The organism is Halopseudomonas laoshanensis (genome assembly GCF_008365385.1).
Classification (GTDB): domain Bacteria; phylum Pseudomonadota; class Gammaproteobacteria; order Pseudomonadales; family Pseudomonadaceae; genus Halopseudomonas; species Halopseudomonas laoshanensis.
Genome location: NZ_QOVF01000003.1, coordinates 184,505 through 196,474, shown reverse-complemented (window position 1 = coordinate 196,474; position 11,970 = coordinate 184,505). Strand labels below are relative to the sequence as shown.

12 protein-coding genes are annotated in these 11,970 nt (G+C 59.8%); 5 read left to right on the top strand and 7 right to left on the bottom strand.

Annotated elements, in window-relative coordinates; translation table 11 throughout:
- The first annotated feature begins 142 nt into the window (after positions 1–142).
- The 3 genes from DT594_RS11700 to DT594_RS11690 all read left to right on the top strand — a co-directional run bounded on the left by DT594_RS11700 (position 143) and on the right by DT594_RS11690 (position 1,970).
- A complete protein-coding gene (locus tag DT594_RS11700) occupies positions 143–310 on the top strand; it encodes a rubredoxin (protein ID WP_096345587.1) in 168 nt (55 codons plus the stop codon).
- A 20-nt stretch (positions 311–330) separates the two neighbouring features.
- Positions 331–1,485: an NAD(P)/FAD-dependent oxidoreductase gene (locus DT594_RS11695; RefSeq protein ID WP_149332837.1), complete on the top strand. Its 1,155-nt coding sequence runs from the start codon at positions 331–333 to the stop codon at positions 1,483–1,485.
- 212 nt (positions 1,486–1,697) lie between these two features.
- Positions 1,698–1,970 carry an HU family DNA-binding protein gene (locus DT594_RS11690; protein ID WP_096345589.1) on the top strand — a complete coding sequence of 91 codons (273 nt, stop codon included), beginning with the start codon at positions 1,698–1,700 and terminating at the stop codon, positions 1,968–1,970.
- Between the two features lie 187 nt (positions 1,971–2,157).
- Here DT594_RS11690 and DT594_RS11685 read toward each other — a convergent pair whose 3' ends face one another.
- From DT594_RS11685 to DT594_RS11675, 3 genes are all read right to left on the bottom strand, one after another.
- On the bottom strand, positions 2,158–3,561 hold the full coding sequence (locus DT594_RS11685; RefSeq protein WP_149332836.1) for an aminoacyl-tRNA deacylase and HDOD domain-containing protein: 1,404 nt from the start codon (positions 3,559–3,561) through the stop codon (positions 2,158–2,160).
- Between the two features lie 176 nt (positions 3,562–3,737).
- Complete coding sequence (gene recG, locus DT594_RS11680; RefSeq protein ID WP_149332835.1) at positions 3,738–5,822, bottom strand: ATP-dependent DNA helicase RecG; 2,085 nt, start codon at positions 5,820–5,822, stop codon at positions 3,738–3,740.
- Between the two features lie 4 nt (positions 5,823–5,826).
- On the bottom strand, positions 5,827–6,747 hold the full coding sequence (locus DT594_RS11675) for a hydrogen peroxide-inducible genes activator (protein WP_149332834.1): 921 nt from the start codon (positions 6,745–6,747) through the stop codon (positions 5,827–5,829).
- Between the two features lie 63 nt (positions 6,748–6,810).
- On the opposite strand from DT594_RS11675, the gene DT594_RS11670 reads away from it, so the two are divergent.
- A complete protein-coding gene (locus DT594_RS11670) occupies positions 6,811–7,656 on the top strand; it encodes an NAD-dependent epimerase/dehydratase family protein (protein WP_149332833.1) in 846 nt (281 codons plus the stop codon).
- A 130-nt stretch (positions 7,657–7,786) separates the two neighbouring features.
- Complete coding sequence (locus tag DT594_RS11665) at positions 7,787–8,212, top strand: OsmC family protein (protein ID WP_149332832.1); 426 nt, start codon at positions 7,787–7,789, stop codon at positions 8,210–8,212.
- 59 nt (positions 8,213–8,271) lie between these two features.
- Here the strand turns inward: DT594_RS11665 and DT594_RS11660 are convergent, their stop codons facing one another.
- The 4 genes from DT594_RS11660 to gmk all read right to left on the bottom strand — a co-directional run bounded on the left by DT594_RS11660 (position 8,272) and on the right by gmk (position 11,868).
- The gene (locus DT594_RS11660; protein WP_096345595.1) at positions 8,272–8,652 is read right to left on the bottom strand and encodes a RidA family protein; all 381 of its coding nucleotides are present in this window, start codon (positions 8,650–8,652) and stop codon (positions 8,272–8,274) included.
- A gap of 17 nt (positions 8,653–8,669) precedes the next feature.
- Entirely contained in the window at positions 8,670–10,817 is a 2,148-nt protein-coding gene (gene spoT, locus DT594_RS11655; RefSeq protein ID WP_149332831.1) for a bifunctional GTP diphosphokinase/guanosine-3',5'-bis pyrophosphate 3'-pyrophosphohydrolase, read from the bottom strand.
- Between the two features lie 85 nt (positions 10,818–10,902).
- Entirely contained in the window at positions 10,903–11,160 is a 258-nt protein-coding gene (rpoZ, locus tag DT594_RS11650; RefSeq protein WP_022960916.1) for a DNA-directed RNA polymerase subunit omega, read from the bottom strand.
- Between the two features lie 84 nt (positions 11,161–11,244).
- Positions 11,245–11,868 (bottom strand): guanylate kinase, encoded by a 624-nt coding sequence (gmk, locus tag DT594_RS11645; protein WP_149332830.1) that lies wholly within the window; start codon positions 11,866–11,868, stop codon positions 11,245–11,247.
- Positions 11,869–11,970 lie beyond the last annotated feature (102 nt).

Here is an 11,970-nt window from a genome sequence, read left to right as displayed (position 1 = left end):
TGGACTCGGTCCTGGGCAGTCATTCAGGCGGCCAAGATTAGCATGAATACAGAGTGTTACGCTGGCCTGCGGCGGTCTTGGCCTTGCTGGGCATTTGCGGTAGTGTCTGCCCCAGTCTCTTTTAACCGTGATGGGTAGCCGTATGAAGAAGTGGCAATGTGTTGTCTGTGGTTTTATTTATGATGAAGCGGAAGGCTGGCCGGACGATGGCATCGCTGCCGGTACGGCCTGGGAAGACGTGCCCGGTGATTGGCAGTGCCCTGATTGTGGCGTTGGCAAGGAAGATTTTGAAATGATCGAGATTGGCTGAAGCAGCCACAGGAGTACGACGTGTCTGACAGCGCACCACTGATCATTCTGGGAACCGGCCTGGCCGGCTACAACCTGGCCCGCGAATTTCGCAAGCTCGACAGCCAGCGCGAGTTGTTGCTGATCACCGCGGATGACGGCCGCTTCTATTCCAAACCCTTGCTTTCAACGGGCTTTGCCAAGGGTAAAGAAGCCGATGAGCTGGGCATGCAGGATGCGCAGACCATGGCGGCGCAGCTCAATGCGCAGGTGCTGACAGGGGTGCGCGTGACCGGCATCGATCGCGAAAATAAAACGCTGATACATACTGACGGTGAGCTGGCGTACAGCGAGTTGGTGCTGGCCTGTGGTGCTCAGGCGCGGCAACTTCCGGGCGCGGCGGCGATGGGCGAGCAGCTGTTGTCGATCAACGATTTGCAGGACTATGCACGTTTTCGCCGCGCGCTGGCCGGCAAGCAACGGGTGCTTATTATCGGCGCCGGATTGATCGGCAGTGAATTTGCCAATGACCTGGCGAGTGCCGGCATGCAGGTGGAGGTGGTCGCGCCTGATGCGCAGCTGATGCCCGGGCTGATTCCACCGCAAGTGGCAGCAGCGGTTCAGGCTGGGCTGGAAAGTCTGGGTGTGCGCTTTTATCTGGGCCGTTCAGTACGCGCAATGCAGCCGACTGAAGAAGGCCTGCAGGTCGAGCTGGATGATGGCAGCCAGTTGCACGCGGAGCTGGGATTGTCGGCTATCGGGCTGACCGCCAACACCGATCTGGCCAGCAGCGCAGGGCTTGAATGCGGCCGCGGGGTCAAGGTTGATCGCCAACTGCGCAGCAGTGATCCGGCGATTTACGCTCTTGGAGACTGCGCCGAAGTGCAGGGTCTGAGTCTGATGTACGTCATGCCGTTAATGACCGCGGCGCGCTCACTGGCGCAGACGCTGGCGGGCCAGACCACCCAGCTGGTCTATGGCCCCATGCCGGTGATGGTCAAAACACCCGCTTGCCCGTTGGTAGTGGCCCCGCCAGTGACGTCGCCCGACGGAAACTGGACGATCAGCGGCAGCGGCGCGGATATTACCGCGCTGTTCCATACCGCGCAGGGCGAGCTGGCAGGTTACGCGTTGACGGGGGCGGCGGTGAGCAAGAAACTCGAGCTGAATCGTCAGCTCGCAGCCTGGTTGCCCTGACATAACCGACAGAATGGCAGGACCTTTCTGCCTTTTGTCGGGAAAACAGTGAATCACAGCACAGCGGGGAACTATTTCGACTGGCGTGTACGCCATAGTCGTGCCATTCTGATTAGGCTGTGAAGGCCAGTCCAGGCAGCTCTGCCCGGCCTGACAAGTCGTTGCGAGGATGCAGCGGCAGTAAAAACAAAAACAACACGAACGAGGCTTCTATGCGTAAACCGGATCTCGCTGCGGCTATTGCCGATAAGGCTGACCTAACCAAAGACCAGGCCAATCGCGTACTAAACGCGGTTCTTGATGAAATCACCCAGGCACTCAGCCGCAAAGACACTGTGACCCTGGTCGGATTTGGTACCTTCCTCCAACGCCATCGTGGTGCCCGTACCGGCAAAAACCCGCAAACCGGCGCCCCTGTCGCCATCAAAGCCAGTAATACGGTGTCCTTCAAACCAGGCAAGAGCCTGAAAGAGTCGGTTAACTGAGTTACCGCTGCCGGGAGTCTGAGCAGGCCATCAGCGGATGGCCCAGACTCCCGGATTAATACCATTCAGCGCATGCCTGGACCGCGAGTCTTGTTCACTGTCCCGTCCTGATTTGTGTATGCGGCGACTGCCCCGTGAGGCAGGCGCTTCTCTCCGTAAAAAATCCAGTTCTTATGCCGCGTCGGGCTCAGTCATGCTGATAGCTGCTGACCAATACCTTTAGGGCATCACGGGCGTCCAGCACCTTGTGAATTACCTGGCGGGCATCCTCATCGGTCAGTTCCAGGCGCTTGAGCAGCGCGTCCGGGATATCTACCACGGGACCTCCGCCAATGCCTTCCTGGCGCAGCAGTGCCAATGCCAGAAACACCAGGTTGGCGTAGACGCTGTCTGGTCCCTGGTAGTCGCCATCATGCTGGTAGCGAATCGCGGTGGCCACCTCGGTAGGCATGTCCCAGAAGCGCATTAACCAGCTGCCGATCTGGTCGCGACTGACGCCGAGCAGATGCTGATCGATCAGTTCGACCGATACATGCGGGTTGGCTTCCTGATGCCGGCAGATGGTCTTGAAGTAAGGCGGAAAGATAAAGGCCAACACCAGATAGCCGAAATTGTGCAGCAACCCGGCAAGGTAATTGAGGCCCAGCTCCGGTCGTTTGGCGCGCGGCATGGCTTTGGCCAGCCCTTCAATAACGGCGGCGGTATAGATTGCCTGTTCGCGGTAGTTAGTATTTCCTTCGGGTGCATCCTTGGGCAGGCTGAAGGTTTTACCCAGGGATAGGCCCACCGCCAGATTGATCACCAGGTCAAAGCCCAGCACCCGGCCAATCGCGTCCTCCACCGAACGGATTTTGCCCGGGGCCGCGTAGAACGGCGATGAGGCCCAACTGACCACCTGTGCCGCCAGGCTTGGATCGGTTTCCACCACGTCGGCCAGATCGTCAATGCTGGCTTCGGGTTGGACGCGCAGCTTCATGACCTTCTGCGCGGTAATCGGCATGGGTGGAATTTCAATGGTTTCTTCCAGACGCTGACGCATGCGCAGGGCGGTGAAGTTTGTCACCGCACGGGTCAGGTCCTGGCTGTCCTGGGCTGGGTCTGCTGGCAGGCTCGGCAGGCTGTCCAGGCGAATCGAGAAGCGCGCCGCACTGGCTTTGGCAACCAGGGTGCGCGCCGCCTGTTGATCAATTTCCAGGCTCCAGCCCTGCAGGCCGCTGTCCAGCCACAGGGTCGGATGCTCCAGCAAGCTTTGCTCAAAGACGCAGGGTGAACTGAACAGTACCGGCAGGCCGGGCAGCTGGTTAAGCTGGTGCTTGGCCAGAATCCGCTGCAACTGTACGGCGCGGACCGGCTCCAGCTCGCGGCCGAGCAACACGCTGATGTTCTTCAGATCCAATAAATGGTCCTTGGGAAACAAGGCCAGCACCGTCCCCAGGCTATCGCAGAGCAGCGAGGCCTGGACCTGCTGAGCCGCCGGACCGGCATGCCGTGACGGTCGCAGCTGATAGCTTAGGCCCTGCTGTTGCAGCAGTTTTTCTATCAGATGGGGCAGGCTGGCATTGGCCTCCTCGGAGGCGGCAAGGGTATTCATCGGCATGGTCCTTGTTCAGGGAGACAGGATGCGTTGCTTCCGCTAAAGCGGGCACTGGACCGCAGTAGCATGCGCTTTCCAAGATCTTAGCATGGGCTCTGGTGTTGCGCTGTGACGCTGCACAAAGTCTGTGCAACAGGCGCTCTCCCGCGGCTCAATACTAAAACCCATTGGTCCTATACCTGCGCGAACTGCTGCCCGTGGGCCAGCCAGCGGTCGATCAGCGCCGGGCAGCGCTCAGGATGGCGCTGCTGCATCATGCCGGCCGCCTCCTGTACGCGCGGCAGCAGATCGGCGTCGCGCACCAGATCGGCAACACGAAATTGCATCAGGCCGGTTTGCCGGGTGCCGAGCACCTCTCCAGGGCCGCGCAGTTGCAGATCCTTTTCGGCAATGACGAAGCCGTCAGTGCTTTCGCGCATGATCCCCAGACGTTCGCGACCCAGATGCGAAAGCGGTGCGTGATAAAGCAGCACGCAGTGGCTGGCGGTGCTGCCGCGACCCACCCGGCCGCGCAACTGGTGCAACTGGGCGAGGCCCAGGCGTTCGGGGTTTTCGATAATCATCAGACTGGCATTGGGCACGTCTACGCCGACCTCGATGACCGTGGTGGCGACCAGCAAGTGCAGGTCGCCACCCTTGAAGGCGGCCATGATCTCGGCTTTTTCGCTGGGTTTCATGCGCCCGTGAATCAGGCCGATCGATAGTTCCGGCAGACTCTCGCAGAGCGATTCCCAGGTTACTTCCGCGGCTTGCGCCTGCAACTGCTCGGACTCTTCAATCAGCGTGCACACCCAATACGCCTGCCGCCCCTCTGCGCAGCCGGCGCGTACGCGCTCGACCACTTCTTCGCGGCGGCTGTCGGCGATCAGCACGGTGTTCACCGGTGTGCGCCCCGGTGGCAGCTCATCCAGCACCGAGGTATCCAGATCGGCGTAGGCGCTCATCGCCAGAGTGCGGGGAATCGGCGTGGCGGTCATGATCAACTGGTGCGGCGAGAACTGCCCGGCGGCGCCCTTGTCGCGCAGCGCCAGGCGCTGTTGCACGCCGAAGCGGTGTTGCTCATCAATGATCGCCAAGCCCAGATTGTGGAACTGCACTTCGCCTTGAAACAGCGCGTGGGTGCCCACCACCATGGCAGCGTCGCCGGTGGCGATCATCTGTAGTTGATTCTGCCGGGCTTTGCCCTTGAGCTTGCCCGCCAGCCAGGCGACAGATATACCCAGCGGTGCGAACCAGGCGCTGAAATTGGCATGATGCTGTTCAGCGAGAATCTCGGTAGGCGCCATCAAGGCCACCTGCCAGCCAGCCTCCAGCGCCTGCAATGCAGCCATGGCCGCGACTACCGTCTTGCCAGCACCGACATCGCCTTGCACCAGCCGCAGCATGGGTTGGCGCTGCTGCAGATCTGTGCTGATTTCCACGCCAACACGCTGCTGAGCGCCGGTCAGCGGGAACGGCAGGCGTTTGAGAAACTGCGCTGTCAGCTCCCGGCTGGGCGGCATCGCTGGCGCCTGATGCGCACGGAATTCGGCGCGCAGGCGCAGCATGGTCAGTTGGTGCGCGAGCAATTCCTCAAAGGCCAAGCGGTGCTGCGCCCAATGTCGCCCGTCTTCCAGTGCCTGCAGATCCACCGAGGGCGGTGGGCGGTGCAGGGTGCGGATCGCATCGTGCAGGGAACCCAGCTGATATTCGTTGGTAATCTCTTCCGGCAACAGATCGAGCAAGCTGTTGCCCTGTGCCAGCCACGCTAGCGCTGCATCGGACAAGCTGCGCAGGCGCTGTTGCGACAGGCCTTCAGTGCTTGGATAGATCGGCGTGAGGGTGTCGGAAACGGGGAGCGGCTCCGAGCTATCCAGGTTCTGCAGCTCTGGATGGTAGATTTCCAGGCCGGATGCGCCTGGGCGGACTTCGCCGTAACAGCGCCAGCGACTGCCGCGCTGCAAGTTGGATTTCAGTGCGCCGGAGAAATAGTAGAACCGCAGGCTCAGCGTGCCACTGCCATCCTGAATCCGGCACAGCAGGCTTTTACGCCGGCCCATGACCACATCGGCGCCTTGCACTACGCCTTCTATTACCGCATCCATGCCCGGGCGCAGCGCGCCGATCGGCATGACCCGCGTGCGGTCTTGATAGCGCAGCGGCAAATGAAACAGGATGTCCTGTACCGATCTCAGACCCAGCTTGGTCAGCTTTTCGGCCAGCGCCGGGCCGATGCCCTTCAGAGCCGTTAGCGAGGTGGTCTCCGGCACAGGCGGCATAGGCTTATTTGCGTACCTTGGGCTGGCCTACAGAGCACAGACGAATCGAGTCGCTGAGAATTTCGATGGCCTTGGGCCGCGGGAAGCTGGCGCGCCAGGCGATGGCCACGGTGCGATAGGGGGCCGGGGTCTTGAACTGTTTGGTCACCAGCAGCTCGGAGCTGTAGTAACGATCATCGGCCGCGGACATCGGCAATACGGTCATGCCAATCCCCGACGCGACCATATGCCGAATGGTCTCCAGCGAACTGGATTCGATCGTGGTTTGCCGCGACTGCTCATCGTTCTTGCGCAGGCTGGGGCAGGCTTCCAGTACCTGGTCGCGGAAGCAGTGGCCCTCGCCTAGCAGCAGTAGCTTGTTGTCGTCGAGATCTTCCAGGCTGACATTGTCGCGGTCGGCCCAGGCATGGTTGGCCGGAATCAGCAGGCTGAATGGCTCATCGTAAAGCGGCTTGGTCAGTACATCCGGCTCGCTGAAGGGCAGCGCAATAATGATCGCGTCCAGGTCACCGTTGCGCAGTTTGTCGCGCAGTACATGGGTGAAGTTCTCTTCAATATACAACGGCATTTCCGGCGCCACGTTGTGTAGCTGTGGCACCAGATGCGGGAACATGTACGGGCCGATGGTGTAGATGGCGCCGACCTTGAGTGGGGCGGACAATTGATTTTTGCCGGCGCTGGCCAACTCGCGAATGGTCATCGACTCTTCAAGCACCTTCTGCGCCTGGGCGACGATGCGCTCGCCGATCGGCGTGACCCTGACCGCACTTTTGCTGCGCTCAAAAATCATCACGCCCAGCTCATCCTCAAGCTTCTTGACCCCAACACTCAGCGTCGGCTGAGACACGTGGCAGCGCTCCGCCGCGTGGCCGAAATGCTGTTCCTGGGCCAGGGTAACGATGTAACGCAGTTCGGTTAGAGTCATGGCGTATACTGCTCTCATATTCAATGACCCTAAGCATAGCGGGTTGATCGATAGAGGAAAACAATGAAACAGGTACTTATTGTCGGTTGTGGTGATCTGGGAACGGCTCTGGGCCTGCGTCTGGTGCAACGCGGTTGGCAGGTTACCGGCGTGCGTCGCGACCCTTCTGCTTTGCCTGCGGAGATCACCCCGTTGGCCGCTGACCTGTTGAAGGACGACAAACCCGCCGGCTGGCCGGCGCGGGTGGATTATCTGATTTACTGCCCCGCTGCCGGCAACCGGGACGCCGAGCTCTATCAGCAGTTGTATGTTGAAGGGTTACAGCGCGTATTAGGCTGGCTGGGCGACGGCCGCAAGCAGTTAGGCTATCTGCTGCAGGTATCCAGTACCGGCGTGTATGCGCAAAGTGAAGGTGAGTGGGTGACGGAAAACAGTCCGGCCCTGGCGAACAGCGACACTGCCAAAGCGTTGATTCGCGCTGAAGATGTTGCCCTGCGCAGTGGTGTGCCGGCTAGCGTGGTGCGGCTGGCCGGCATCTATGGGCCCGGTCGTACCAGGCTGATTGAACAGGTGCGCGGTGGATTATGTGTGCCGCAAGAGCCGGTGCAATACAGCAATCGTATCCACCGTGATGATGCCGCGGCGCTGCTTGAGCATTTGCTGTTGCAGGTCGAGGAAGACGAGTTGCTGGCGCCCTGTTATCTGGGCGTGGATGACGAGCCAGCGAGCATGTACGAGGTGGCCAGCTGGTTGGCCGCTCAGTTGGGCGTGGCCTTGTTGGCTGAAGGTGCAACCAGCGGCCGGGTCGGCAGCAAACGCTGCAGTAACGAACTGGCGCGCGAAACTGGCTGGCAGCCAAAGTACCCAAGTTTTCGCGAGGGTTATGCCGAGATGCTGGGCGTAGATTAACCGCTCAACGCGGTCCGCTCTGGCGCAATACCAGGCAGATGGACCGAACCGGGTTTTGCGTTGTCCCAACAGGACCGGAAGCTGGCCATCAGGCCGGCTTTCATCTGGCAACCTGAAAAGAGGACACGTCATGAATAAGACTGCATCAGCCCACTGGGAAGGCGACCTTAAAAAAGGTAAAGGCACTATCTCGACCCAAAGCGGCGCTCTGAAAGACAATCCCTACGGTTTCAACACGCGTTTTGAAGATGCTCCCGGCACCAATCCGGAAGAGCTGGTCGGCGCGGCACATGCCGGCTGTTTCTCGATGGCCTTCTCCATGCTGCTCGGCGAGGAAAACTTCACACCGGACAGCATCGACACCAAAGCCACGGTGACTCTGGAAAAACAGAGTGATGGTTTTGCCGTGACCGCTGTGCGGCTGGATATGCGGGCACGCATCCCCGGTATCGATCAGGCCAAGTTCGAAGAGATAGCCAATAAGGCCAAGAGCGGATGCCCGATATCCAAGCTGCTCAATGCCGAGATCACCCTGGACGCCACGCTGGAAGGTTAAAGCGCAGAGTGCTTCAGGCAGGCAGGGAGCCCCGAGCGGGGCCCCTGCTGATTACGCTCTTAACCAACTACCATCACTGCATCCATTTCCACCGGCACACCTTTGGGCAGTGCTGCGACGCCGATCGCGGCGCGGGCGGGATAAGGCTGCTGGAAGTAGCGGGTCATGACCTCGTTGACCAGAGCAAAATGCCCTAGATCGGTCAGGAAGATATTCAATTTGACGATGTCCTGCAGCGTGCCGCCCGCGGCCTCTGCAACGGCGCTCAGGTTGTCGAACACCTGGCAAATCTGCTTCTCCATGCCTTCCACGACTTCCATGCTGGTTGGGTCGAGCGGAATCTGTCCGGACAGGTACACGGTATTACCGACCTTGATGGCCTGGGAATAGGGTCCGATAGCGGCCGGAGCCCGGTCGCTGGTAATCACTTGCTTGTTCATTGATGCTCCAGAGGTAGTCAGTTTTTCAGACGGGTAATGCGCATCACGCCTTTCAGGGCACGGATACGCTTGATCAGTTGGGAAAGGTGCAGGCGGTCGCGAACGCGCACCACCAGTTGCACGACGCTGATACGGCCATCACGCTCGTCGACGCTGATCTTGTCGATGCTGGCGTCGGCCATGGTGATGCCGGCGGCCAGTTGGGCGATGATGCCGCGCTCGTTTTCCAGCTCCACCTGCAGCTCCACGGTAAATTCGCCGCTGACATTCTTGTCCCAGGTCAGATGCAGGGTCTTTTCATTGCTGTGGCGATTGTCCGCCAGCTTGATGCAGTTTTCCTGGTGAATGACCATGCCCTTGCCGGAGGACAGGTAACCGACAATCGGATCCCCCGGGATCGGGTTGCAGCAGCGCGCGAAACTGACCACCAGGCCTTCGGTACCGCGGATAGCCAAGGGCAGTTCGCGGATGTCGGTATCCGATGGCGTGTTGACGGAGGTGGTTTCCGCATCCGATTCGACCACGTTGGAGCTCGCCAGCAGGCGACGCGCCACCACATAAGCCATACGGTTGCCCAGGCCGATGTCGGCCAGCAGATCTTCCATCAGCTCCATGCTGCAATCTTTGAGCACTTGCTGAATGTTCTCTGCCGGCACGTCGGCCAGGCTGGTGTCGAAGCTCGCGAGTACCTTGTCGAGTAGACGCTCACCCAGAGCAATGGACTCGGAGTGGCGCTGATGCTTGAGGAAGTGACGAATATTGCTGCGTGCTTTGCCGGTGATCACGAAGCTCAACCAGGCCGGATTCGGACGCGCGCCGGGAGCGGTAATGACTTCTACCGTTTGCCCGCTCTGCAGCGGCTCGGATAACGGCGCCAGGCGGCGGTTTACTCGGCAGGCGATGCAGCTGTTGCCCACGTCGGTATGCACTGCGTAGGCAAAATCAACCGGCGTTGAGCCCTTGGGCAGCTCCATGATGCGGCCCTTGGGGGTAAAGATATACACCTCATCCGGGAACAGATCTATCTTGACGTTCTCGATGAATTCCAGCGAGTTGCCGGCGTTCTGTTGCAACTCCATCACGCCCTTCAGCCACTGGCGGGTACGCGCGTGGTGGCCGTTGATCACATCATCCTTGGACTTGTACACCCAATGCGCGGCAATGCCGTTGTTGGCCATGTCCTCCATCTCCTCAGTGCGGATCTGGATTTCGATGGGTACCCCATGCAGACCAAACAGTGTGGTATGCAATGACTGGTAGCCGTTGGCCTTGGGGATGGCGATGTAATCCTTGAAGCGACCCGGAAAGGGTTTATACAGGCTGTGCACGGCGCCCAGCACCCGGTAACAGGTATCGGGTTTGTCGACGATGATGCGAAAAGCGTACACATCCATGATTTCGGTGAAGGCTTTGCGCTTGCCGCGCATCTTCTGATAGATGCCATACAAATGCTTTTCGCGGCCCATCACCTTGCCCGGCATGCCTTCGCGCTCAAGGCAGCTTTGCAAGGACTCGAGAATCTTGTTCAGTAACTCCTTGCGATTGCCCCGGGCGCTGCGTACCGCGCGATCAATCATGTTGGAGCGCATCGGATGCATGGCCTTGAAGCCCAGGTCCTCGAACTCGGTACTCAGGCTATGCATGCCCAGGCGGTTGGCGATAGGCGCGTAAATCTCCAGGGTCTCCTTGGCAATCCGCCGGCGCTTCTCCGGTGCCAGTGCGCCCAGGGTGCGCATGTTGTGCAGACGATCGGCGAGCTTGACCAGAATCACGCGAATATCGCGGGCCATCGCCAGGGCCATCTTCTGGAAGTTCTCCGCCTGCGCCTCGGCTTTGGTCTCGAAGGTCATCTGCGTAAGTTTGCTGACGCCATCGACCAGTTCGGCCACGGTGTCACCGAACTGGGTGACCAAGGCATCCTTGGGAATGCCGGTGTCTTCGATCACATCATGCAGCATGGCGGCCATCAGGCTTTGATGGTCCATATGCATGTCGGCGAGGATATTGGCTACGGCAAGAGGATGGGTGACGTAAGGCTCGCCACTGCGACGGGTTTGACCGTCGTGGGCCTGCTCGGCATAGAAATACGCGCGCCGGACCAGATTGACCTGGTCCGGCTCAAGATAACGGTCGAGCCGTTCGGCAAAAGCTTCTATACCGGGCATAGGATTCTCCCGGTCACGCGTGCGCAGGCTTCGGCGCCAGTGGTTGGCACCCAGGGGTGGCCTGTCACCGACCTGCGCAAGGCGATTACTCGTCCAGATCTGATTCCATCGAGTACAGCGGTTCCTGCTGATCCTGAATGGCTTCCTGTGCCAAAATCTCGTTGGAAATCAGGCCGCCAGCGATTTCACGCAGGGCGACTACGGTGGGCTTGTCATTTTCCCAGGCTACCTTCGGCTCCTTGCCGCCGGTGGCCAGCTGACGCGAGCGTTTGGTGGCCAGCATAACCAGCTCAAAACGGTTTTCTACATTTTCCAGGCAGTCTTCAACGGTAACGCGGGCCATGGGTGTACTCCGGAACGGCTTTAATATCGTAACTCGACGCGCCCAGAACGGGTCGCCGGACCGTGTAGTGTACTGAATTGCGCCCTAGTCTGACAAGAGCGCTGCCAACATACCCTGATAGCGGTCCTGCTGGCAGGCCTGGCTCAGGCGATGACTGCGGAGGATGGATTTGAGGTCATCCAGGGCAGTATTGAAGTCGTCATTGATCACCAGAAAATCATATTCCACGTAGTGGCTGATCTCATCGCGGGCCTGGGACATGCGTTTGTCGATCACGCCATAGTCGTCCGTACCACGGTTGGTCAGGCGTTCGCGCAGCGCCTCGCGCGAGGGTGGCAGGATGAAGATCGAGCGCGCCTGGGGCAGGGCATGGCGCACCTGCTGAGCGCCTTGCCAATCAATCTCCAGAATCATGTCGTGGCCTTCAGCCAGGGTTTTCTCTACCGCGCTTTGCGAGGTGCCATAGAGGTTGCCGAACACTTCCGCGTGCTCGAGAAAGTCGCCCTGCTTGATCTGCTCAACGAAAACGTCACGGCTGACGAAGTGGTAATTGACCCCGTCCAGCTCCCCGGGACGCATGCTTCTGGTGGTGTGGGAGACGGAGACTTTAAGACTCTCGAGCTGATCAATCAGCGCCTTCACCAGGCTGGTTTTGCCTGCGCCCGAGGGCGCAGAAACGATATACAGGGTGCCAGTGGCTTGGGTCATCAGAGGGGTGTCCTGCGGGTCAACGGCTGGAATAATGCGGGTGATTATAGGGGGATTGCGCTCCCGCGTCATGATTCAGCACTTTACGTAGGCTTACATGCG

What these genes read in the sequence shown, in the direction of transcription:
- DT594_RS11700 (WP_096345587.1), top strand. Translation starts at nt 143, where the DNA reads ATGAAGAAGTGGCAATGTGTTGTCTGTGGTTTTATTTATGATGAAGCG.
- DT594_RS11690 (WP_096345589.1), top strand. Translation starts at nt 1,698, where the DNA reads ATGCGTAAACCGGATCTCGCTGCGGCTATTGCCGATAAGGCTGACCTA.
- DT594_RS11685 (WP_149332836.1), bottom strand. Translation starts at nt 3,561, where the DNA reads ATGAATACCCTTGCCGCCTCCGAGGAGGCCAATGCCAGCCTGCCCCAT.
- recG (WP_149332835.1), bottom strand. Translation starts at nt 5,822, where the DNA reads ATGCCGCCTGTGCCGGAGACCACCTCGCTAACGGCTCTGAAGGGCATC.
- DT594_RS11675 (WP_149332834.1), bottom strand. Translation starts at nt 6,747, where the DNA reads ATGACTCTAACCGAACTGCGTTACATCGTTACCCTGGCCCAGGAACAG.
- DT594_RS11670 (WP_149332833.1), top strand. Translation starts at nt 6,811, where the DNA reads ATGAAACAGGTACTTATTGTCGGTTGTGGTGATCTGGGAACGGCTCTG.
- DT594_RS11665 (WP_149332832.1), top strand. Translation starts at nt 7,787, where the DNA reads ATGAATAAGACTGCATCAGCCCACTGGGAAGGCGACCTTAAAAAAGGT.
- DT594_RS11660 (WP_096345595.1), bottom strand. Translation starts at nt 8,652, where the DNA reads ATGAACAAGCAAGTGATTACCAGCGACCGGGCTCCGGCCGCTATCGGA.
- spoT (WP_149332831.1), bottom strand. Translation starts at nt 10,817, where the DNA reads ATGCCCGGTATAGAAGCTTTTGCCGAACGGCTCGACCGTTATCTTGAG.
- rpoZ (WP_022960916.1), bottom strand. Translation starts at nt 11,160, where the DNA reads ATGGCCCGCGTTACCGTTGAAGACTGCCTGGAAAATGTAGAAAACCGT.
- gmk (WP_149332830.1), bottom strand. Translation starts at nt 11,868, where the DNA reads ATGACCCAAGCCACTGGCACCCTGTATATCGTTTCTGCGCCCTCGGGC.